At 43.3% G+C, this 22,004-nt stretch carries 21 protein-coding genes and 1 pseudogene; 15 read left to right on the plus strand and 7 right to left on the minus strand.

Annotated features, from left to right (window positions below; all coding sequences use genetic code 11):
- Positions 1-242 precede the first annotated feature (242 nt).
- From RMY63_RS04790 to RMY63_RS04805, 4 genes and pseudogenes are all read left to right on the plus strand, one after another.
- Positions 243-341 (plus strand): annotated as a pseudogene (locus tag RMY63_RS04790) (DNA-binding response regulator); the annotation flags it as partial.
- Between the two features lie 121 nt (positions 342-462).
- A complete protein-coding gene (locus RMY63_RS04795) occupies positions 463-993 on the plus strand; it encodes a hypothetical protein (RefSeq protein WP_322727595.1) in 531 nt (176 codons plus the stop codon).
- 204 nt (positions 994-1,197) lie between these two features.
- Positions 1,198-1,512: a hypothetical protein gene (locus tag RMY63_RS04800; protein WP_322727596.1), complete on the plus strand. Its 315-nt coding sequence runs from the start codon at positions 1,198-1,200 to the stop codon at positions 1,510-1,512.
- Positions 1,502-1,870, plus strand: coding sequence for a pentapeptide repeat-containing protein (locus tag RMY63_RS04805; protein WP_322727597.1), 369 nt, complete (start codon positions 1,502-1,504; stop codon positions 1,868-1,870). The genes RMY63_RS04800 and RMY63_RS04805 overlap by 11 nt, the downstream gene beginning before the upstream one ends.
- Before the next feature lie 151 nt (positions 1,871-2,021).
- On the opposite strand, the gene RMY63_RS04810 is transcribed toward RMY63_RS04805, so the two are convergent.
- Complete coding sequence (locus RMY63_RS04810; RefSeq protein WP_322727598.1) at positions 2,022-3,008, minus strand: LysR substrate-binding domain-containing protein; 987 nt, start codon at positions 3,006-3,008, stop codon at positions 2,022-2,024.
- 225 nt (positions 3,009-3,233) lie between these two features.
- Here RMY63_RS04810 and RMY63_RS04815 point away from each other — a divergent pair, with 225 nt between their 5' ends.
- The 3 genes from RMY63_RS04815 (at position 3,234) to RMY63_RS04825 (ending at position 5,483) form a co-directional block, all read left to right on the plus strand.
- Positions 3,234-3,944 carry a cadmium resistance transporter gene (locus RMY63_RS04815; RefSeq protein ID WP_322727599.1) on the plus strand — a complete coding sequence of 237 codons (711 nt, stop codon included), beginning with the start codon at positions 3,234-3,236 and terminating at the stop codon, positions 3,942-3,944.
- Between the two features lie 60 nt (positions 3,945-4,004).
- Positions 4,005-4,661 (plus strand): hypothetical protein, encoded by a 657-nt coding sequence (locus tag RMY63_RS04820; protein WP_322727627.1) that lies wholly within the window; start codon positions 4,005-4,007, stop codon positions 4,659-4,661.
- 123 nt (positions 4,662-4,784) lie between these two features.
- Positions 4,785-5,483 (plus strand): DUF202 domain-containing protein, encoded by a 699-nt coding sequence (locus RMY63_RS04825; protein ID WP_322727600.1) that lies wholly within the window; start codon positions 4,785-4,787, stop codon positions 5,481-5,483.
- An 8-nt stretch (positions 5,484-5,491) separates the two neighbouring features.
- Here RMY63_RS04825 and RMY63_RS04830 read toward each other — a convergent pair whose 3' ends face one another.
- Genes RMY63_RS04830 through RMY63_RS04840 form a run of 3 tightly spaced genes read right to left on the minus strand, consistent with a single transcriptional unit; the run spans position 5,492 to position 7,108 of the window.
- Entirely contained in the window at positions 5,492-6,214 is a 723-nt protein-coding gene (locus RMY63_RS04830) for a class I SAM-dependent methyltransferase (RefSeq protein WP_322727601.1), read from the minus strand.
- 20 nt (positions 6,215-6,234) lie between these two features.
- Positions 6,235-6,390 (minus strand): hypothetical protein, encoded by a 156-nt coding sequence (locus RMY63_RS04835; protein WP_322727602.1) that lies wholly within the window; start codon positions 6,388-6,390, stop codon positions 6,235-6,237.
- A gap of 13 nt (positions 6,391-6,403) precedes the next feature.
- A complete protein-coding gene (locus RMY63_RS04840) occupies positions 6,404-7,108 on the minus strand; it encodes a mobilization protein (RefSeq protein WP_322727603.1) in 705 nt (234 codons plus the stop codon).
- A gap of 371 nt (positions 7,109-7,479) precedes the next feature.
- On the opposite strand from RMY63_RS04840, the gene RMY63_RS04845 reads away from it, so the two are divergent.
- Together RMY63_RS04845 and RMY63_RS04850 are read left to right on the plus strand one after the other, a co-directional pair.
- On the plus strand, positions 7,480-7,806 hold the full coding sequence (locus tag RMY63_RS04845) for a hypothetical protein (RefSeq protein ID WP_322727604.1): 327 nt from the start codon (positions 7,480-7,482) through the stop codon (positions 7,804-7,806).
- Positions 7,807-7,863: 57 nt separating this feature from the next.
- A complete protein-coding gene (locus RMY63_RS04850) occupies positions 7,864-9,342 on the plus strand; it encodes a CHAT domain-containing protein (protein ID WP_322727605.1) in 1,479 nt (492 codons plus the stop codon).
- 423 nt (positions 9,343-9,765) lie between these two features.
- Here RMY63_RS04850 and RMY63_RS04855 read toward each other — a convergent pair whose 3' ends face one another.
- From RMY63_RS04855 to RMY63_RS04865, 3 genes are all read right to left on the minus strand, one after another.
- Entirely contained in the window at positions 9,766-10,482 is a 717-nt protein-coding gene (locus RMY63_RS04855; protein WP_322727606.1) for a pirin family protein, read from the minus strand.
- A 796-nt stretch (positions 10,483-11,278) separates the two neighbouring features.
- Positions 11,279-11,851 (minus strand): DNA starvation/stationary phase protection protein Dps, encoded by a 573-nt coding sequence (gene dps / locus RMY63_RS04860; protein WP_322727607.1) that lies wholly within the window; start codon positions 11,849-11,851, stop codon positions 11,279-11,281.
- Positions 11,852-11,965: 114 nt separating this feature from the next.
- Positions 11,966-13,015, minus strand: a complete 1,050-nt coding sequence (locus RMY63_RS04865) for an aldo/keto reductase (RefSeq protein ID WP_322727608.1) — start codon at positions 13,013-13,015, stop codon at positions 11,966-11,968.
- Positions 13,016-13,250: 235 nt separating this feature from the next.
- Between RMY63_RS04865 and RMY63_RS04870 the strand changes: the two genes are divergently transcribed.
- From RMY63_RS04870 to RMY63_RS04895, 6 genes are all read left to right on the plus strand, one after another.
- Positions 13,251-13,856: a Uma2 family endonuclease gene (locus RMY63_RS04870; protein ID WP_322727609.1), complete on the plus strand. Its 606-nt coding sequence runs from the start codon at positions 13,251-13,253 to the stop codon at positions 13,854-13,856.
- Between the two features lie 126 nt (positions 13,857-13,982).
- Complete coding sequence (locus RMY63_RS04875; RefSeq protein ID WP_322727610.1) at positions 13,983-14,387, plus strand: thiol-disulfide oxidoreductase DCC family protein; 405 nt, start codon at positions 13,983-13,985, stop codon at positions 14,385-14,387.
- 297 nt (positions 14,388-14,684) lie between these two features.
- Positions 14,685-16,532 (plus strand): malto-oligosyltrehalose trehalohydrolase, encoded by a 1,848-nt coding sequence (gene treZ, locus RMY63_RS04880; protein WP_322727611.1) that lies wholly within the window; start codon positions 14,685-14,687, stop codon positions 16,530-16,532.
- A 256-nt stretch (positions 16,533-16,788) separates the two neighbouring features.
- Complete coding sequence (locus RMY63_RS04885) at positions 16,789-16,956, plus strand: hypothetical protein (protein ID WP_322727612.1); 168 nt, start codon at positions 16,789-16,791, stop codon at positions 16,954-16,956.
- A gap of 174 nt (positions 16,957-17,130) precedes the next feature.
- On the plus strand, positions 17,131-19,947 hold the full coding sequence (gene treY / locus RMY63_RS04890) for a malto-oligosyltrehalose synthase (RefSeq protein WP_322727613.1): 2,817 nt from the start codon (positions 17,131-17,133) through the stop codon (positions 19,945-19,947).
- A 353-nt stretch (positions 19,948-20,300) separates the two neighbouring features.
- Complete coding sequence (locus RMY63_RS04895) at positions 20,301-21,836, plus strand: trehalase family glycosidase (protein WP_322727614.1); 1,536 nt, start codon at positions 20,301-20,303, stop codon at positions 21,834-21,836.
- The last annotated feature ends 168 nt before the right edge of the window (positions 21,837-22,004 follow it).

Genomic DNA, 22,004 nt, shown 5'->3' on the forward strand with positions numbered 1-22,004 from the left:
ATTCACAGGTATTGTTTTGCAACCGTCCCAACAATGGATTATGGTTCAAATCAATGAAAAAGGCTGTAATTGCAAACAGAGCGATCGCTCTTTTCCAGTGTTATACCAGTGTTATATTAGTCTTTAAATAATCCCGCACCCAATCACAGCTGTATGCCACACTGTCCCGCTCGTGAAGTGTCTTGTAGAATAAGACGGTGAAGAATGGCTATGCAGTAAATGCGATGCCTACGGGGGGCTACGCCTACGCAGATGGAGAAACGACGGCACAATGGTTTGCCTTTCGCAAAGACTATGATTTACTGATTTTAGATTGGTTGTTGACCAAAGTCAGTGGGTTGATTAAATCCGCTAAATTTCTCAAAGCAATTTCGTCTTTGTCTAACCATCGCTAACCTTGACCCGGAAAACATGGCAGATTACTTGAATAAGTACCAAAAGTCTGACAGGAAAACCATACTAATGAGAATTTGGACTACTACTGCTGTGCTAGCTGCTTTTTGGCTAATATCTGGGGTCATCGGTTCTGAGCCAATCAACGCTACTTCTGTTTTGGTAGAAAATGCCATATCATCTCCGGCGCCAACGAATGCAAAACAGATTACTGTCAGTAACACCGAGTTTGGTCTGAAGAGAGTTGACTCCAAAGGAAACGTTACCATTTTCCAGACAACAAGAGTGCCACTTCAGGAGGGAAATACTTACGGGTGGCGGATTAAACTCAAAAACTACCAAGGTGAAGTGAAATGGCGTGAAGTCTTGCATTTACCAAAACCTCCAGAAACTTGGGGAACAGATAATGGTGAAGATTTCTCAATATCAGCAGACGGTAAGACATCTGTAACACGGCGCACACAGTCGGCTCCAGAAGGTATAATTGAAAATTTTTGGACGATCGCTCCTGGCGATCCAGTTGGTAAGCATAGAATAGAAGTCTATATTGATAACCGTTTGATCGGTACTTTTCAGTTTGAAGTTATTCCAGTTAAGTAGAGATGAAGGGCATTGGGCATGGGGAAGAGGACAAGGGGACAAGGAGAATTGGGGACAAGGGGAAAAACTTGTTGCAAATTCTCACACCTTGTCTCCCTTGCTCCTCTGCTCCTCTGCTCCCTGCTCCCTGCTCCCTGCTCCCTGCTCCCCTAAAACTGAGGAGTATCTTAGAGATAGAAGTTTGATACTTGTTAGGTGGCGATCGTGAATACAGAGCAATTCCTGCGATTGATGGAAAAGCAGCGCTCATGCGCTCAGACACTATCAAAAGGGCTGCAAGCAATGTGGTATGACAACAAGGGTGATTGGAACAAAGCTCATGAAATAGTTACAGATGCCAGCGATGCTGATAGTGCCTGGGTTCATGCTTACCTGCACCGCAAAGAAGGCGATTTGAACAATGCCCATTTCTGGTATCAACGCAGTGGTCAGCCAGAATTTTCAGGAGAATTAAGCCAGGAATGGGAACAAATAACTTCTCTATTGCTAAAGAAGGTCAACGTGACGCATGAATGCTGAAGAATTAAAAAGACGTTTTGCCGCAGGAGAAAGATATTTTCCAGCCGTCAACTTGAGTCGGGACAAGCTGATTGGAGCCGATTTACCTGGAATTAATTTATGGGGATCTGACTTGAGTGGAGTTAACTTAGCTAAAGCTAAACTCTGGGGAGCAGATTTGAGTAGAACTAACTTAGCCAAAGCGAATTTGACTAGAGCTAATTTGAGCGGTGCCAATCTGAATGAAGCAAATCTCCGAGGAGCAAAACTCAACTATGCCAAGTTGTATGGAGCGAATCTGACTGGCGCTTACTACGATGAAAGTACGCGCTTTTCTAGAGGTTTTGACCCCATTAGTAGAAATATGCAGAAGGTGTGAAGGGGATTGGGGACTGGGGACTGGGGGAGATGAGGGAGCAGAGGAGCAGGGAAGCAGTTGCAGTAAGTTTTTCCTTTCTGCCCCCGTGCACCTCTGCCTCTTGTGCCCAATGCCCAATCCCCAATGCCCAATCCCCAATGCCCAATCTCCTTTAAATAACTGACACATGTTGATGTGAACCATCCAACATAGACGATATCAACATTTGTTCAAAGACTTTGGAAAGAGCAGTTTGAAAACGCTGACGATGCTTGATTTTGAAAAAAGGCCGAACTATTTCTGCGTAGGCGTAGCCCGTCGTAGACATCGCACTGTTGCCTTCTCGGTTATCAATAACTCGAATTGCCCGCAGAGTCCCCAACTGGATTTCTTTTTTTACCATCAACTCAGAAATTCCAGTTGCGCCTACGCCATTTTCAATCGCGGCTTTTGCCATCTCACCACTAGCAAACACTAAAATTACATTCAGTTCGCTGAGGTTGATCCCCCAATTTTGCAACGCTTCCTCAAACCTTTGCTGTGTACCAGATTCCCGCACCCGCATCACCCAAGGAGTCTGAGTTAGTTGGCTTAAATCAATTTCTCCCCACTCAAACCAAGGGTGTTTTTGACCAACCACAATTTGCAAGCGATCGCTCGCCACTATTTCGTATTCTAGAGTATTCTGAAGTGCTGGCTTCACATCTCCTTCTACCAAACCTAAATCAAACTGTCCCATCGCTGTGCCGACACAAATCGTTTCTGCATTGGCAAGGGTACAGTCAATCTGGATATCAGGATATTGGCTCTTAAACTCACTGATCTTACTTGGTAGCCAGTAGTTGCCAATTGTCAGACTCGACCCTAATTTCAATTCACCCCGTTGCAGATTGTTCAATTCTCGCAATCCCCTTTCTGTCAAGGAAACTTGATCGAGAATTTTTTGCGCTTCCACTTGCAGTAATTTACCCGCTTCAGCAATCTCGATATGGCGACCAATCCGATGGAACAGTTTCACTCCGTATTCTTGCTCTAGGTTGTGGATTGCTGCACTGACGGCAGGTTGTGTAATATAAAGCTCCTCTGCTGCGCGAGTAAAGTGTAAGTTCTCTGCCACAGCCAGAAATATTTTTAGCTGCTCAAGCGTCATTCCTGCCATTTATCGTATCCCTAAAACTTGGTGTCAAAATTTTAATCACTTTCATTTATCATTTTGACAAATAAAAGCATTTGATTCTATCGGTTAGTTTGACTAAAGTATAAATCAAAGCTTCGGCACGGACTCAAACGGCCAAGTAGAGAGCGGAAGAAGCAGGGAAAGCAGAGGGAAAATAACCAATGCCCTATGCCCTATGCCCAAGCATGAACATAAGGACATCAACAAATGAACGATTTAGTAACTGCAATTACCACAGGAATTACCGCATTCACTGCTACCAACATTGATGATATTGTCATTCTGACGTTGTTTTTTTCACAAATAAGTAAAACGTTTCGCAGTCGTCACATCCTTGCTGGTCAGTATCTCGGTTTTGCGGCATTGATCGTTGCTAGCCTTCCCGGTTTCTTCGGTGGACTAATCATACCGCAGGACTGGATTAGACTACTTGGTTTTATGCCAATAATCATTGGTGTGAGCAGTTTACTAAAACGCGAAGAGGATTCACCAGAGGAAGCCGAAGAAGAAACCGAGCCATCTTGTCCCTCTATAGTTAGTAGTTTTCTCTCTCCGCAAACTTGTAATGTCGCTGCGATCGCCTTTGCCAATGGCAGTGATAATATCAGTGTCTATGTACCCCTGTTTGCCAACTCAGAATTAGATAGTCTGCTGGTAATACTAAGTGTATTTTTTACTCTAGTGGGTGTATGGTGTTATACCGCTTACAAGTTAACCTACTTGCCTGCGATCGCCAACTTTTTAACTGAAAATGGCAATACTTTTGTACCTTGTATTTTGATTGGTTTGGGCGTGTTTATTGTCACAGAAAATGTTACTTGGACTCTTTTATCTGTAGTTTCTAGTTATATATTCTCATTAATTTTAGGTTTCAATACTCAGCCATCAAGTGAAGAACAAGAAAAATTAATTGTCTAAAAGAAGTACATCATGAATTCACAACCGCAAAATATTTCACCCATCAACAGGAATCAAAACATGAAAATCTGGAAATCTCTGCTAATTCTCTTCATGATTGTCGCTAATTTGGCCTTTGCTCAACCTTCTTTTGCTGATAGACCAAAATTTAGCAAAAACCCTGATTACGTCGAAGTTACTAAAGCACTTAATGAACTAACTAAGGCCAAAGAAGCCCAAACTCAAGTAGAAGGTAGCACACCAGAGGAAATTCAGCAGAAAATCGATGAGTTAACATTCCAAAAATATGCTTTAGAGACGGGAATCAATTGGGGTCAATGCGAAAACAAAACAGGTAAGACCATAGCAGTATATGGCAAAAGACCAAATGAGGAAGAGGATGAAGATGCCATGTACGAGAACGGTCTATATTTTCTAGCTGATGGTCAGTCTACTAAAAATAACTGGGATTGTGATGGCTTCTATTTGCCAAATGATGCCACAATTACAGGTTTAACCGCAGACGGACAAGCTCAAGAATTTGCAGAGGCAGTAGCTATTAAGATACCTGATGGCAGTAAGTTAGCAATTAAGAGTAATCCTGATACTGCTGCAATTGAAATCAACATTCCTAATGCTCAAATTGTCAAAGCTAATGAGGTTAACTGGTTTATTCCGAATGTCTCACAGGCTACAATAAATACACGTGTCCCCAATGCGCCTACCATGAAGTCTTAAATCATTGAACTTTAAACAGTTACTAGGTATATGGTAAGAAATTTGGACTTGTAACTGTTTATAGATTTTTCTCAATTTCAACAGGGTAACAGCCAATTTCAGAGAAAAACAGGACAAACACTGGTGAAAATCTCTCTGAAATTGGCTGTTTTCGTTATGAATCCTTATTACTTACATTTGCTCTATAAAATCAATTACGAATTCCGAATTATTTGGTCAGGCTTGTTTTATTTCGATATCTGCATTAAAATAAATTTTGGAAAAATGTACAATCACAACAAGCATATTTCAGTAGCGCAACTATTGCGCTCGCTGCAAGTTATTTGGAAAGAGATTTCCTACTACCTGCGCATTTTTTTGACAAAAGCTGCTTTGGGGATAAGGGTGTTATTGATGCAGTTAAAATTGAAACCTACAGAAGAAGATAAAGATAAAAAAAAGCCAGGACGATTAAATCCGTCCAGAATCCGAGATCACTTGGCAAATGAGCGTACCTACCTCGCTTGGATGCGGACAGGGATTGCTCTTTTAGGTTTTGGTGTCGTCATCGTGCGTTTGCGTGCCTTCCAAGTACCTTTGATACCCCGTCCTGGTAACGGCTGGAAGTTAGGTTTAGTCTTCTCGCTGGTGGGTTTAATTACGGTATGGCTCTCAACAGGACACTATTTTGCTGTCCGTCGTGATATCGAAGAAGATACTTACGAACCAACAGACCGATGGGTGTTACTGTTCAGTCTCGCTGTGATGATTCTCGGCGCTGGAGTAATCTATTTTGTTTTTACAACTTCTTTAGATCCATCAAGTCCACTTATCCCTGAGTAATAAGATTTTTAAAATCGCACCTTATACAACTCGAATAATTCCCCTGATTTATGCGTTACAACTTTAGCACCAGCGGCCTTAATCGTTTTTTCCCACTTAGCCAAAGGCTCTAAAAAGACTTCAGCCCCTAAATAGGTTTCCAGAACTGCCCAATCTTCCGATAAAGGCTGTTCTGGATTGAGAACGTCAAATACAAAATGTCCACCTGGTTTTAACACCCGCTTGACTTCTGCTAGTACAGCATCCCAATATTCCAGGGGAAAATAGCAGCTAAATCCTGTGGCGATCGCCAGGTCAAACTGCTCTGATGAATAGTTTAACTGATGAGCTGCTCCCAACTCAACACCTTTGAACAACTTAGAATTCAACTGTGGCCCACGAGAATTTAGGGTATCGCGTGCCACATTACTGATTTCTTGCCCATGAAAAAAAGCTTGCCAATCCCGCCAAGGATAGATTAAAAAGCTGATACCACAGCCAATATCTATACAGTGTTGGTTTTTTTGAGGTTTAGCAATTTCCCAAAAAGGTGAAGCAATTCTCCCTGAGAAACTTCCAGCAATCCACTCGTGGAATATCGGCATCGCCTGTACTTCTGCTGGGAGTTCAAAGGTTTCACGTTGATATTCTCGGTTAAAGCGATAGGCTATTTGGGCTAATCTTTCGTCCCAGTTGGTTGATTTGGGTGAACTAAAAAGATTTTGAAACTGAGAATCGGGCTTTTTAGACATTTAGATTTTTGCTACTCTTTCTAAGGATTGTAGTCAAATTCGCAAAGCGATCGCCTACGGCGGGCGGGTACACTATCGCACCCCCATCCAATCTCCTCTAAGGTTTGTCCGAAGTCATTGGTACTAATCACCAATGACCAATGACCAATGACCAATGACCAATGACCAATGACCAATGACTAATGACTACTACTCAACTTTTTCATACCAGATACCTACTTTCTCAAAAGCACCATAAGCAAGCTTCAGAAAATTCACTATTCTCTGTTTCCCAATTATCCCAAATTCTTTATACTCTCTAGCCTCTGCAAAAGTCAGGCGATTTTGGTCAATTATGTTTCTTTCTCTGTATGCTAACTTTGGAAAATCTATAACTTTTATGTGATATTTATTGACTATGTTTTGATAGTTAGAGTCTAAGTCTAGATGCTCCCAATCATCACACAGCCCTAAATTCCTCACCAGAATATGAGGGATTCTCTCACCGTAAGTATTCACTGACTGAGCAAATAGGTTGATACTGTCGTATCCTCCTGTTGATACAAACCATTTGCAAAATATCACTCCCTGCGAACTTCCTAGTTCAAGTAATTGATTAGATTCAATCCACTCTTGTACTGCTCTATGCGATTGTGCGGCTAAATTCACAATTACTGGCTTCTCTATCGCCCACTCAAATATTCTATCTGCCTTATTTGCCTGTCGTTCATTCTCGCTAAACACAGCATATTTACATATCTCCTTATATACCCCTGCTACATCTGGATTCGATCTATCTGTCTCCACTGGTACAAATGGGATTCTCTTATCCAGACAATACTGAATCATTGTCCTGGCAAAGAGAGACTTTCCTACCCCGCCTTTTTCACCATCCACAAAATGAATCGTCGGCATTACAGCCACCTCTAATAGTTATTAAAGTCTGATATATCTTTCCCAAACTAAGAACTTTTTGGCCATTGTCCCCAAGTATTTTGGTGGTTTTATGAGAAAGTATAACCGTGATTTGGATATAGTTTTCCAACAGTCTCATTTTACACATGCAAAGTCCGTCTGCGCGGATTAATACCAATCTTAAAAAAGAATGCGACAAATAGACCATTTAGTAGAGACACGATTCATCGCGTCTTTACCCAAGGATGTGTTGTAATTTGGTATAAAAACCGTTTTCAGACATTATTTACGACAAGAATAAGGAATTTTTAGAAGAAACTGCTTTGGGATGTTGTTTAAAATAAGCCTGGAGTTACTTGCAAATTAACACTATGGCAGAAATTCAGTTGGCGATCGCGGGAGAAGATGCGATCGCAGCGACAGAGGCGCTTTTGGCAATTCCTGGTATATCTGGTAACTATGCAGTGAGTTCAGATGCACCGGAAAGAGAAGGAGTAACAGCAACAGTTGCTACTATCGTTGGTATTGTTGGGGGTGCGATCGCCATTGCTGAACAAATCCGCAAGTGGTATCAAGAGTATAAAGCCAAACAGTCTGGTAAAAGAATTGAAAAGGTGTTGATTGTCGGGCGCAATGGTAGGCGACTTCTTTTAGAGGATGCAACCCTGGAAGAGATTCGCCAAATTTTAGAATCGTAGAGACGAAATTGGGGGTGGTAGACTTGGGGTAAATACTAAAGTCTCAAGATTGAGAACGTGCAAACCCTCCACCTCGACCTCAAACCAGTTGATGAGAATTACGTAGAGTTACGTTACTTTATTGATAATCCAAACCAGTATGAAAAGCGATCGCTTCCTCTATCAGAAATCGCCGACTTGATTAAGTTGGCGGAACGAGATTATTACGTTGCAGATTTACCAGAGGATTATACGGTAACTGGGCGGCGGTTGTATAACTGGTTGGATGGGAGCGATCGCTGGCTGCAACCCTTGTTAGATAAGCATCGAGGGGAGGGGATTGTTTTGGCGATCGCAACCGCAGGAAAACTTGCTTATCTCCCTTGGGAAGTGCTGCACGATGGCACTAACTTTTTGGTTGAGCAGGCTATTGTCCCCGTGCGCTGGGTGTCCAATAGCGCGGTAAAAAAATTAACTATTGACGGGGAACCTGAAAACCGGGCGCTGCAAGTTTTGTTTATGGCAACTTCGCCCCTGGATGTCAAACCTGTGCTGGATTTTGAGGGAGAAGAAGCACGGATTTTGGAGGCGACAAAGCGGCAACCTTTAGCGCTGACGGTGGAAGAAAGCGGCTGTTTGTCGGAGTTGGGTTATTTAGTCGATGGTTACGACAGGGAATATTTTGATGTTTTACACCTGACGGGTCATGCTACTTTTCAGGATGGGCAACCTCGCTTCATTACAGAAACCGAAATCGGTGAAGCTTTTTATGCGAGTGCTGGGGATATCGCTCAAGAATTACAATTTCGACTGCCTAAACTCATCTTCCTGTCTGGGTGTCGCACTGGGCAAGCTGGCAATTCGGGATCTGTGCCGTCAATGGCTGAAGAATTGCTGAAATCTGGTGCAAAAGCGGTTTTGGGTTGGGGTCAAAAGGTTTTAGATCCTGATGCTACAGCCGCAGCTGCCGCACTATATCAAGAATTGTCAGCCGGAAAGCAAATCACCGAGGCTGTTGCTAGTACCTACCAAGCATTAATCAAGAACAAGGCGCGGGATTGGCATTTGTTGCGGCTGTATGCAGCAGGTAATTTACCAAGTTCATTAGTTACACCTTTGCGGACTCGTGGACGGAAACCAGCACCACTGCCTTCTGTTACTACCCGGTTTTTGGACTCTGCGGGTAAGGTGAAAGTCGCGACGCGGGAGAGTTTTGTTGGTCGTCGCCGTCAATTGCAAAGTTGTTTGCGAGTGCTGACACAATCAAGCGATGAAGTGGGGGTGTTGATTTATGGTATGGGCGGTTTGGGTAAAAGTAGTTTAGCAGCTAGGCTGTGCGACAGACTGCCGAATTTTGAGCGCGTTGTCTGGGTGGGAAGAATCGATGAAGGTAGTTTAGTAAGTTGCTTGGCGGAAAAGTTGGATGACAACGAACAACGCAAAAGCCTACAAAATTACGAAGAAGAATTGAGATTTCGGCTGCGGCGAGTTTTCCAGCAGTTACATGAAGAAGCAAAGCCGTTTTTGTTGGTGCTGGATGACTTTGAACTCCATTAAAGAGTCTTTGAACTCCATTAAAGAGTCTTTGATACTCATTAAAGAGTCTTTGAACTCCATTAAAGAGTCTTTGATACTCATTAATGAGCCTTTGAACTCCATTAAAGAGTCTTTGATACTCATTAATGAGCCTTTGAGCTTCATTAAAGAGTCTTTGAACTCCATTAAAGAGTCTTTGATACTCGTTCACCAGTTTTTTAGGCTTGTGCCTTGGTTGTCGGAGATTGCGATCGCCATAATTCACCCCAAAGCACATCCTAAATCAAAGAATCTGGATCTGCACTAAGCGCTCTGAGACATTCTGCTAGCATTTCCAGTGATTTTCTTTACCTTCATGGAAGCAGCAAACATACTTAATTAGTAAACGTAATATTCTGAGTAAAAGGCTCATCTAAATGAGCCTTTTAACAGAGAAAGGAGATATTAGCCTAAATCGAAAAGCAAGATTTCGCCGCCGATATTAGTACTAATTTCTAGCTGTTCTTCGCCGTTGATTTGTACACCATCACCGGCTCTGAGTTCTTCACCATTTAAGTTGACTATGCCTTGGGCTATTTGTAACCAGGCATAGCGACCGGGTTTGACTTGATAATTAACAACATCACCTGACTCTAAAACAGATGTGTATAAATCAACATCTTGGTAAATTGTCACAGCACCATCACGTCCATCTTTTGCAGCGATTAAGCGAAGTTTGCCGCGCTTTTCTTCTAAAGGAAAAGCTTTTTGTTCATATCTTGGTGCTAACCCTTCTCGCTCAGGAAGAATCCAGATTTGTAGCAAGTGTAATGGTTCTGTTGGTGAGGGATTAAATTCACTGTGGCTGATTCCAGTTCCAGCACTCATAATTTGGGCATCACCAGGGCGAATCACCGAGCCAGTACCCAAGCTGTCTTTATGCTCTACAGCACCTTCTAAGACATAAGTGAGGATTTCCATGTCACGATGGCTGTGGGTAGGGAATCCAGCACCGGGGGCGATGCGATCGTCGTTAATTACCCGCAGAGAGCGAAATCCCATGCGGTTGGGATCGTAAAAACTACCGAAAGAAAATGTGTGATAACTATCGAGCCAGCCCATTTTAGCGTGACCACGGGCATTGCGATCGTGAATTAAGTGAGTAATTGTATTTTGAGACATAAATTTACCTCGTTGTTAATTGTTTTTAGAAGATTTTAGAATTCAAAACTTAGACTTCTGATTGATTAGACCTAATTTGTAACTATTTAAATAGTAAAGTATATACATATAAAATGAAAAGTACGCACTTAAAAGTGGCGTACTTACCAAAAAGATACTGTGAAATTTGACAGATATTTTGAAGTGAATAAAATACACTTTTTGAAAACTAAATTACTGCATTTTCAAGTTTTGCACAACAAGATTAGCTGCTAGTGGTGTGGCAAGGATAATAATTGTGCATTAAACCAATTCGCAATTCGCAATTACGTGTTGTAACGGGGATTTAGACCCCGCCACAACACTTGCGGCTTGATAGAAGCCGGGGATTTAAACCCCTACACTTTGTTAAATGTCAATACGGTTCAGTTAAGGCTAAAACCCTTTATGAAATCAATTTTTTAACGTAGACGCATTCGCGGAGCGTCTCGTAGAGAAGCGGCTTGGCGAAGGCTACCACAGAGGCGCAGAGAACACAGAGAGAAGTCTGAGCGGCGGCTTCCGCCGTTGGCGCAGCCCGCCGCAGGCATCAGAACTTCGGCAGAGAGAAGGAAGAAATGCTTAACTGAACTGTATTGCATTAAATGTAGGTTGGGTTGAGCAACGCGAAACCCAACATCAATCGGAGTGTTGGCTTTCGTTCCTCAACACAACCTATAAATTTTTTTGCAACTTTTTAGCTGTGTCACACTAATAAGGTGCATTAAACTTTAGTCTAATGCACCCTATTAGTAAATCAAGTATCTCTCAAAAGTGCTTATTTGACAGCAGCAGGGATCTTTTGAGTTTTAGTAGTACCCGCTTTGCCATTCTCTGCCTTAATTTCTGCTACTTGCAGATGAGCTTCTAAGAACCAGAGTCGTTTGTCAATGGTGCGAGAAATTTCGGTGTAAAGGTCAGCGGTATCAAGATCGCCTAATTCATCAGTTTTATCGATCGCATCCCGGAGATGTTTAGCATAGGATGCAAAGCGATCTGCCAAGGCTGTCACATGGTCTTTACCATCCAAAATATCTAAGGGGTATTCTGGCAGGATCGAATTACTAGCTGCGGCGCGGACTGTTCCAAAAGCGTATCCGCCTAAAGCTGTGACGCGTTCAGCTATCAAATCGATGAACTCTTCTAATTCCCCGGCAATTTCATCAAATAATAGGTGTAGCTGATAGAAGTCAGTTCCTTTTACATTCCAGTGGGCTTGCTTTGCTTGGGTTTTTAGATCCGAAGTGGCTGCCAAGCTTTGGTTGAGAAGTACCACGATTTGCACTCGCGCTTCAGCGGGAATGTCAATACGAGTGGGGTACAAACGTGATGTAATAGTGTTGTCGCTCATAGTTCTACGTTAATGCCTTTTGCATCTAACTTTACAGATTTTCGTTGCCTGTGCGAAACTCTCTGACGACAGATTATATTAACGGCTGAATGTGTTACTGTTTATGACTATTGGTCATATACGATGGTTTTCTATGGTATTGAATGTACCACCAAAAAGGCGATCGCGAATGACATCATTGTGCAAAAAGTCATGGGGAAAACCTAGTTCAATTTGACTGACTTCATCTAACCGTTGCAGATGTTCTGGCGAGAGGCTGACATCTAAGGAAGCTAAGTTATCTTGAAACTGAGTTAATTTACGTGCCCCAACAATCGGAATAATCACACCACTTTGAGCGCGTAACCAAGCTAATGCTACCTGTGAAGGTGTATGGCCAATTTCTGCTGCAACTTCACTGACAACTTGCGCAATCGCTAAATTCTTTTCAGAAACTTCTCCCCCTAAACTCGCTACTCGCCCTTGTTCGCCGCCTTCTTGACTGGGTTTGTTATACTTTCCTGTCAGCACTCCACCACCCAAGGGCGACCACGGTGTTACTGCTAAATCGAAGGCTTTAGCCATCGGAATCAAGTCCCGTTCTGGTGTTCGCTGAATCAAACTATACTCAATTTGCAGGGCGACAAACTGCGTCCATCCTTGGTAATGGGCGATGGTATTTGCTTGGGAAACGATCCAAGCGGGTGTGTCAGAAATGCCGATGTAAAGTACTTTACCTTGACGCACGACATCATCGAGCGATCGCAAGACTTCTTCAAGCGGTGTTGTGAAATCCCAAGCGTGCAACCAGAATAAATCAATGTAATCAGTATTCAGCCGTTTCAGGCTACCTTCCAAAGACTGAATTAAATTCTTGCGATGGTTTCCACTGGCGTTAGGATCGCCCTTCTTCTCATTCATCTGCAAGGGAAAGGAATATTTTGTCGCAACTACAAAGCGTTCCCGTTCTTTAGCAATCAACTCGCCGACAATTTTTTCACTGCTACCATCGGTATAACCGTTGGCGGTGTCAATGAAATTTCCCCCTGCTTCTACATAGCTATCAAAAATTTTCCGACTTTCGTCAACAGATGCACCCCAACCCCAATCTTCACCAAAGGTCATGGTTCCCAAGGAGAGTTCAGAGACTCTTAACCCGCTTTTGCCCAAGAGTTTATATCTCATGAATATTTTCTCATTAATGAAAAAACTAAGCAAATACCATTCCAAAGGCATGATACTTCAGATCCCCGACTTCTTAAAGAAATCGGGGATCTGGCTTCGCTACAATAAGCCTACATCAAGTCAAAACAAGACCTATGGTTGATAAAGGCTCATGATACAGAGCAACTAAATTTATTAATGGGAATTATTAATTTTGAATTTGGAGCGTTCGCGTAGCGTCTCGCAGAGAAGCGACGTGACCTACACCTCACCTAAATTACTTACCTTTGAGGAATTTATCGCTCAATATGGTGATAATACACGCTACGAATTAATCGATGGACAACTAAGAGACATGGAACCTACAGGCCCACACGAAGCTGTTGCAGGTAGTATTGCTGGTAGAATCTATGTCGAAATTTTTAATTCTAATTTCAACTGGCTAGTTCCAAAAACTTGTCTGATTAAACCACCTGCATCTGAAGCCACAGCACTGCGTCCTGATGTAATTGTTTTAGATAAAGCAGAACTTAGTAAAGAACCACTCTGGCAAAAAGAACCGATTATTTGTAACGGCAATACAATTAAACTTGTTGCTGAAGTTGTGAGTACTAATTGGCAAGACGATTATGCAAGAATTGTGGAAGAATACGCTTTTCTTAACATTCCAGAATATTGGATTGTAGACTTTCGAGGTTTGGGTGGTTTGCAGTTTATCGGCAATCCCAAACAACCCACATTTACTGTTTGTCAGTTAGTTAACGGTGTATACCAGCAGCAACAATATCGCTTAGGAGATACTATTTCTTCTGATGTCTTGCCAAATTTACAACTTAAGCTAGACGACATTATGCATATTTAAATTGGGGATTGAGGCTAGGAATGAATCGGTGAGGTAAGAGCGATCGCTATCATTTTCTAAGCTAGAATACCAAAGTTGTGTTTTAGACACATCCAACAATTCAATTGCTAAAGAGCGATTATTTTTATGAATTACTACGTAATCTACGACGGAAATTGTAATCTCTGCGTTTCCTTAGTGCGATCGCTAGAAACCTTAGACCAAGGAAAGTTGTTTCGCTACAGTCCGATGCAAGATGAGCAGACACTTTTACAGTGGGGAATTACAGCCCAAGATTGCGAACAAGGGATGATTTTAATTGATGGCAATCACCCTCAAAGACGTTGGCAAGGCAGTAATGCAGCAGAAGAAATTGGGCGGTTGTTGCCAGCAGGAAGTATATTTGTAGACGCTTATCGAGCATTACCGGGGATAAAATGGGCAGGCGATCGCTTTTACGAACAAATCCGCGATAACCGCTATGCAATCTTTGGTAAACGTTCTAATACCTATGAATCATCGTACTGTGTTGATGGTAGCTGCAAGCCGTAGGTAGTACGGCATGGGGCATTGGGCATGGGGCATTGGTTATTCTCCTAGTACCCACTCCCCACTCCCCACTCCCCTGCCTCCCCTGCTCCCCTGCCTCCCCACTCCCTCTGCTCCCCTGCCTCTTTGGTCATTAGATAGAATTTTTTCTGGTCAAAAATCCGCCTCCAGATGCTAGCGAAAAGTCTGGTAGACCAACCATTATGCTATCTGGCGTGTTTGTAAACATTGTGCAATCAATGACATTTGCGATCGCGCCCTAATTTGGCACAACAAACTGAACTGATGGGAGGATACTGCGTGAAAATTGGTGCTCAATACTTGGGTAATGGAGAGTGTGAATTTACAGTTTGGTCTCCGCTATTAGATAGCGTCACGGTAAAAATTTTGACGCCAGAACAGCAGTTAATTCCCCTCAAGCCTCAGTCTGAGGGATACTGGCACACGAAAGTCAACGATGTGTATCCGGGTACGCTTTATCGCTATGTCTTGAATGGCCAAGACAACTTTGCCGATCCGGCGTCGCAGTATCAACCGGAAGGGGTGCATGGGCCATCGCAAATTATCGATCGTCATTTTGAGTGGACTGATGAAGGATGGGCGGGTATTCCCGTCGAGTCGATGATTTTCTATGAAGTTCACGTTGGGACATTCACGCCGGAAGGAACTTTCACCGCCATCATTCCCCGTTTACCGGAACTGAGGGAACTGGGAATTAACGCTATTGAAATCATGCCCATTTCCCAGGTTCCGGGAGACACTCATATTGAGGCTTCTTTGGCATATCGCAACTGGGGTTATGATGGCGTTTATCCTTTTGCTGTCCAAAATTCCTATGGTACTCCAGCCGAACTCAAGCAACTGGTAAATGCTTGCCACCAAAATAATATCGCCGTTGTGCTGGATGTGGTATATAACCACTTTGGGCCAGAAGGCAACTATATGAGTCAGTTCGCGCCTTACTTTACTAAAACCTATAAAACGCCGTGGGGCGAAGCGCTGAATTTCGATGACGCCCATAGTCAGGGTGTGCGAAATTATTTTATTGAAAATGCGCTTTACTGGTTGGGCGAGTTCCATATTGATGCATTGCGGCTGGATGCGATTCAAGCAATTTACGACTTGGGCGCGAAGCATTTTTTATGGGAATTGGCGGAAGCAGTTCATCATTTCTCACAACAAGGGCAAAGATGGAAACGCCATCTAATTGCCGAAAGTGACTTGAATAATCCGCGAATAATTAGTCCAGTAGAATTGGGTGGATATGGACTCGATGCTCAGTGGAGTGATGATTTTCACCATTCATTGCACGCACTGTTGACAGGCGATCGCCAAGGATATTATCACGATTTTGGGAAATGTGCTGATTTAGCAAAAGCTTATAGCGATACTTTTGTCTACGATTGGAAATACTCCCCCGATCGCAAACGATTTCATGGCGTATCTTGCCGCGATCGCCCTTTATCACAGTTTACAGTCTGCATTCAGAATCACGATCAAATCGGCAATCAAATGAAAGGAGAACGCCTCAGTCAGCGGATCTCTTTTGAAGGATTAAAGTTAGCTGCTGGCGCTGTGCTGCTGTCGCCCAACTTACCCCTGTTATTTATGGGAGAAGAATACGGCGAAACAGCACCCTTCATTTACTTTGTCAGTCACTCCGATCCCGATTTAATTCAAGCAGTTCGAGCCGGACGCAAACAAGAATTTGAAGCATTTCACTTTGCAGACGATCCCCCAGACCCGGAATCGGCAGAAACTTTCTTAAAGTCTAAACTTAATTGGGAATTACGCAATGAAGGTAAGCACAAAGTTCTGTGGGATTGGTATCGTCAGTTAATTAATTTGCGGAAGACACATCCAGCCCTTCTCAACCAAGACCGCAATTTCATCGAAGCGACTAGCGATGAAGAGAAGGAGTTGGTCATTGTGCGGCGTTGGTGTGAATCGAGTGAAATAATATTTGTGATGAATTTCAATTCGTCGGCGGTGACAGTAACTTTGCCGTTTGAGCAAAATGCTAATAAATTGTTAGACTCGGCTGATACCTCATGGTCTGGACATGGTTCCCAAGCCCCTGAACATCTGTCTGTGAGCCAAGAAGTGAAATTGCAACCTACTAGTTTAGTACTCTATGAAAAAGGATGAGGGGGAGAGTTATAGCAAAGTGCTGAGTGCTGAGTGCTGAGTGCTGAGTGCTGAGTAAAAAGCCAGTAATTTCAGGGTTTTGAGCAATCACCAATGTCCTAACTGCCTTGGCGGTTGCTATAGAATTTAAAGTTTCAGCCTAATAAGCTTAACGTTCGAGCAAAAAGGCTTAACGTTTAAGCAAAAAGGCTTAACGTTCGAGCAAAAAGGCTTAACGTTTAAGCAAAAAGGCTTAACGTTCGAGCAAGAAGGCTTAATGTTCAAGCAAGAAGGCTTAATGTTCAAGCAAGAAGGCTTAACGTTCAAGCAAGAAGGCTTAACGTTCGAGCAAGAAAGCTTAACGTTCAAGCAAGAAGGCTTAACGTTCGAGCAAGAAGGCTTAATGTTCGAGTCAAAAGGCTTAACGTTCGAGTCAAAAGCTTGAAACTCCTCCACCTCGCAATAGGTTTCAGATAAGATCCCCCCGCCTGCGGCGACCCCCTTAAAAAAGGGGTAAAAATCAAAAAAAGCCCCCCTTTTTAAGGGGGGTTGGGGGGATCTTTGAGAGACAAACATGTTAACCGAACCGTATCGCCCCATCTCTCATTAGAACAAACTCATGCGAATTCCCACCGCCACTTATCGAATTCAGTTTACACCTCAGTTTGGCTTTGACAACGCTAAAGCGATCGCAGCTTATTTAGCAGATTTAGGTATTTCTGATTTATATGCCTCCCCCATTTTCAAGGCACGATCCGGGAGTACACACGGCTACGATATAGTAGATGCCACTCAACTTAACCCAGAATTGGGAACTAATGAATCCTTTGATGCATTAGTTGATGAAATCCAATCCCTTGGTATGGGCTGGTTACAAGATATTGTGCCCAACCACATGGCCTATAGTAGCGAAAACGATTACTTGATGGACATATTGGAACATGGCCCAGATTCCAGCTATACCGACTACTTCGACCTTTCTTGGAATACTCCCTTCGGCGATCGCCAAGAGCGAATTCTCGCGCCACTACTGGGAGATTTCTATGGTACATCCCTGGAAAACGGACACATTCAACTGCAATATGAACAAAACGGTTTAACTGTCAACTATTACAGCTTAAAACTGCCGTTGCGGTTAGAGTCTTACACAAAAGTTATCACTCAGAATTTGGGTAGACTCACGCGCACACTGGGACGCAATCACCCCGATTTTATTAAGCTATTGGGGATTCTCTACATTCTTAAAAATGTGCCCTCAGAGGTTGCGGGAAAACAGCGACAAGACCAAATCGCATTTATTAAAGGATTAGTTTGGGAACTCTACACCACAAACGATACTATCCGCGAGTTCATTGACGAAAATATCCAAACTTTCAACGGAGAACCGGGCAATTCCGAAAGCTTTAACCTCCTAGATGATTTACTGAATGACCAATTTTTCCGTCTCGCCTTCTGGAAGGTTGGTGCAGAGGAAATGAATTACCGCCGTTTCTTTACTGTTAACGAACTAATTTCCGTTAAAGTTGAAGAAGTGCGGGTTTTTAATAATACTCATAGCCTCATTCAAAAGCTGGTTGAGGAAGGCAAGTTTACAGGTTTACGCATCGATCATATTGATGGACTTTATAACCCAATCCAGTATCTCGAAAGGCTGCGAGAAAAAATGGGTGATGTTTATATCACTGTTGAGAAGATTTTAGAACTTAGCGAAGAACTACCAGAGAATTGGAGAATTGAAGGAACATCTGGATATGACTTTCTCAACTATGTAAATGGCGTATTTTGTCAAACAGAAAATCAATCGCAGTTTGATAAAATATACCAGAACTTTATCGGTTCAAGAGCAGATTATGCCTCAGTAGTCAAGGATAAAAAGCACCTAATACTAGAAAAGAATTTAGCAGGTGACATTGACAGTTTGGCTCTTTTATTAAAAAATATCTCCAGCAAATATCGCTATGGCAATGATTTTACGCTGAATGGATTAAAAAGAGCGATCGCTGAAGTATTGACACTGTTCCCGATTTACCGTACCTATATTACGCCCGATGGAATTGGAGATAGCGATCGCGCTACCATTCAAGAAGTAATTAGCCAAGCCAAAGAACAAACGCCCCTGTTACAGCACGAACTGACCTTTATTGAAAAGTTAATGCTGCTAGAGTTTGATAATTCTCTGACTCAAACAGAACGCGAACAATGGATATATTTCGTCTTGCGAATGCAGCAATACAGCGGCCCACTAATGGCCAAAGGCGTAGAAGACACCTCTTTATATGTTTACAATCGCTTGCTGTCGTTGAATGAAGTAGGAGGTAATCCTGGTCATTTTGGGATAGACTTAAGTAAATTTCACGCCTTTAACCAAAAGCACCAAGCAACCTGGCCCCACACAATGAACACCACCGCCACCCACGACACCAAACGCGGCGAAGATGTGCGGGCCAGATTGAATGTCCTCTCAGAAATTCCCAATGAGTGGGATCAGCAGGTAAATACTTGGAGCGCCATGAATCAAGGATATCGTAGCGAAGGCTTTACTAACCCCTACGGTGTACGCCACGGATTTGCTATGCCCGATCGCAACGATGAGTATTTTATCTATCAAACCCTAGTAGGGGCGTTTCCCTTTGCAGAAGATGAATATGCATCCTTCATAGAACGGGTGAAAGACTATATAATTAAGGCAATTAGAGAAGCGAAAGTCCATACAGCATGGTTACGACCTGATAGCAGGTATGAAGAAGCTTGTACCTCCTTTATTGACAAGGTACTCGACCCTTCGATCTCCGGGGAATTTCTAGAAGCCTTTCGTCCCTTTCAACAGCGAATTGCATACTATGGTATATTCAATTCCCTTTCCCAAACTCTGCTAAAGATTACTGTACCCGGCGTACCCGATTTATACCAAGGAACAGAACTTTGGGAACTGAGTTTAGTCGATCCAGACAATCGCCGTCCCGTGGATTTTGAACAGCTACGTACTTACTTAAGCGCCATCCGCGAACAGGTAAAAACAGACGTTCTTGGATTAATTCAGGAGTTACTAAACGACAAAACAGACGGCAGAATCAAACTGTTTTTAACGGCTCAATTACTCCAAGCCAGAACAAACTATGTCTCATTATTCCAGGATGGCGACTATCTGCCATTAGAAGTTAAGGGAACCTACGCCAATCACATTATCGCCTTTGCGCGGCGGGAGGGGAATCAAACAGCGATCGCGATCGCACCCCGCTTTTTAACTAGCCTCATCCAGCCAGGAGATAATCCTTTGGGCGAGTCAGTTTGGCAAGATACGCACCTGCAATTACCATCTGGAACTTCCTTCTCTGGCAAAAACGTCCTGACTCAGCAATCCTTAAAGGCTAAAGAAACATTATCTATCGCAGCAGCCCTCGCCCATTTTCCAGTTGCGCTGTTAGTCAGTGATTAAGGGGGACTGGGGACTGGGGAGGCAGGGGAGGCAGGGGAGGCAGGGGAGGCAGGGGAGGCAGGGGAGGCAGGGGAGCAGGGGAGCAGGGGGGACAAGGAGGAATTATTGAAAATCTCTCTTTTGTCTCCCCCTTCTTCCTTGTCTCCTTTGTCTCTTCTCCATGCCCAATCCCCAATCCCCAATCCCCAATCCCTTTTTCCGAGTACTGATACTGATCTCGAAATTGCGAGTTGTGAGCTAGTAATGAAATAGGAGTTGCAGTCTCATCCAGACTTACCTTGATAGAGCTACTCCCTGTTTTTAGTTCTTAGTCTCTATTCCTCAGCCCCTCATTTTAAATTTTGAGATGAATTATGACTACTCCAGTTTACACCGACACTCCACCAGCACTTACCACCACGCAGATTGAAGCTGTGCGCCTTCATATCAAAAAAACGTGGATAACCTTAATGCGATCGCACAAACACTTATTACAATCTGCAAAGGATACCAAACTAGACCACAAAAAAGACACTCCCTGGATTATCTACATTTCCCCCTCAGAAGATTGTCCCAATATTCAGAGTGTGTTAGAGCGATCGCTATCTCCAAAAGATATGCAACAGCTAGAAATTCGCACTTTGCCGACGGAAGTCGAAGCGATTAAAGAGCATGGGTTACTATACCTACCAGGGCCTTATGTCGTACCAGGTGGCCGCTTCAACGAAATGTATGGCTGGGACAGCTACTTTATATTACTGGGACTATTGCATGATGGGGAATTGGAGCTAGCGCAAAGCCAAGTTGAACAACTGCTGTACCAGGTGCAGCATTACGGCATCGTCCTCAATTCCAACCGGACTTATATGCTGTCGCGATCGCAGCCCCCTGTCCTGAGTATGATGGTTTTGGCGTTATTCCAGCACACCCAAGATGAGGAGTGGTTGAGGGCAACCGTACCCTTGTTAGAGCAGTTTTACTATTATTGGGTAGTACCGCCCCATTTGAATGCTGCAACCGGCTTATCCAGATTTTATGCCTTTGGGGAAGGCCCCGCGCCAGAAGTTTTGTTTTCCGAGCGAGATGAGCAGGGAAAAAGCCACTACGATCGCGTCAAGGAATATTACCAAAGCTTTGAGGTTGAGGATTACGATGTCAGTCTTTACTACAATCGCGAAAAAGACGAACTGACCAATCTATTTTACAAGAGCGATCACACCATGCGCGAGTCCGGTTTTGATATCACCAACCGATTTGGCCCCTTCAGTGCTGATATCCTCCACTACGCTCCTGTGTGCTTAAACAGTTTCCTGTATCAGGTAGAACAAGATTTAGCGAAAATTAACTATATATTGGGGAACGAACAACTGCAACAACAATGGAGCGATCGTGCAGATATTCGCCGCGATCGCATCGATCAATTTCTCTGGGATGAAGAACAAGGATTATATTTCGACTATCATTTCCAGAGTGGAAAACGCCGCCGCTACGAATTTGCCACCACGTTTTATCCTCTCTGGTTGGGAATTGCTTCTCCAACTCAAGCCAAACGTGTCGTCAAAAATCTTTCTTTATTTGAAGCCCCAGGTGGAATTTTTACCAGTACTCGTGTCACCGGCAACCAGTGGGATGCTCCCTTAGGTTGGGCACCATTGACATTAGTTGCCGTCCAGGGACTTCACCGCTATGGGTATCATACAGAAGGCGATCGCATTGCCAACAAATTTCTCGCTATGGTAATTAAAGAATTCGAGCGTCACAATACCCTAGTTGAGAAATATGATGTTGAACGCTGTTCTGCCAACGTTTCCGACGAAATCTGCTTTGGGTATAGCTCTAACGAAGTTGGTTTCGGCTGGACAAATGGAGCCATTCTGGAACTTTTAGCAATTGCAGAGAAAAAAGTTTAACAAAGTTTGGGGGTTTAAGTCCCCTGTCTCTATAGACACTTTTGTTTTGTGTCGGGGTTAAATCCCCGTTACAAAACGTAATTGCGAATTGCGAATTGCGAATTGCGAATTGGTTTAACGTGAGTTCGACGGATAGGAAAGCACAAAAAGCTTGCTATGTATGAATTT

This window comes from Nostoc sp. ChiQUE01b, from assembly GCF_034531255.1.
Taxonomy (GTDB): Bacteria; Cyanobacteriota; Cyanobacteriia; order Cyanobacteriales; family Nostocaceae; genus Nostoc.

Coding starts and splice junctions, on each gene's coding strand:
- RMY63_RS04795 (WP_322727595.1), top strand. CDS start 463: ATGAGAATTTGGACTACTACTGCTGTGCTAGCTGCTTTTTGGCTAATA.
- RMY63_RS04805 (WP_322727597.1), top strand. CDS start 1,502: ATGAATGCTGAAGAATTAAAAAGACGTTTTGCCGCAGGAGAAAGATAT.
- RMY63_RS04810 (WP_322727598.1), bottom strand. CDS start 3,008: ATGGCAGGAATGACGCTTGAGCAGCTAAAAATATTTCTGGCTGTGGCA.
- RMY63_RS04815 (WP_322727599.1), top strand. CDS start 3,234: ATGAACGATTTAGTAACTGCAATTACCACAGGAATTACCGCATTCACT.
- RMY63_RS04820 (WP_322727627.1), top strand. CDS start 4,005: ATGAAAATCTGGAAATCTCTGCTAATTCTCTTCATGATTGTCGCTAAT.
- RMY63_RS04830 (WP_322727601.1), bottom strand. CDS start 6,214: ATGTCTAAAAAGCCCGATTCTCAGTTTCAAAATCTTTTTAGTTCACCC.
- RMY63_RS04840 (WP_322727603.1), bottom strand. CDS start 7,108: ATGCCGACGATTCATTTTGTGGATGGTGAAAAAGGCGGGGTAGGAAAG.
- RMY63_RS04845 (WP_322727604.1), top strand. CDS start 7,480: ATGGCAGAAATTCAGTTGGCGATCGCGGGAGAAGATGCGATCGCAGCG.
- RMY63_RS04855 (WP_322727606.1), bottom strand. CDS start 10,482: ATGTCTCAAAATACAATTACTCACTTAATTCACGATCGCAATGCCCGT.
- dps (WP_322727607.1), bottom strand. CDS start 11,851: ATGAGCGACAACACTATTACATCACGTTTGTACCCCACTCGTATTGAC.
- RMY63_RS04865 (WP_322727608.1), bottom strand. CDS start 13,015: ATGAGATATAAACTCTTGGGCAAAAGCGGGTTAAGAGTCTCTGAACTC.
- RMY63_RS04875 (WP_322727610.1), top strand. CDS start 13,983: ATGAATTACTACGTAATCTACGACGGAAATTGTAATCTCTGCGTTTCC.
- RMY63_RS04885 (WP_322727612.1), top strand. CDS start 16,789: ATGTTCAAGCAAGAAGGCTTAATGTTCAAGCAAGAAGGCTTAACGTTC.
- treY (WP_322727613.1), top strand. CDS start 17,131: ATGCGAATTCCCACCGCCACTTATCGAATTCAGTTTACACCTCAGTTT.
- RMY63_RS04895 (WP_322727614.1), top strand. CDS start 20,301: ATGACTACTCCAGTTTACACCGACACTCCACCAGCACTTACCACCACG.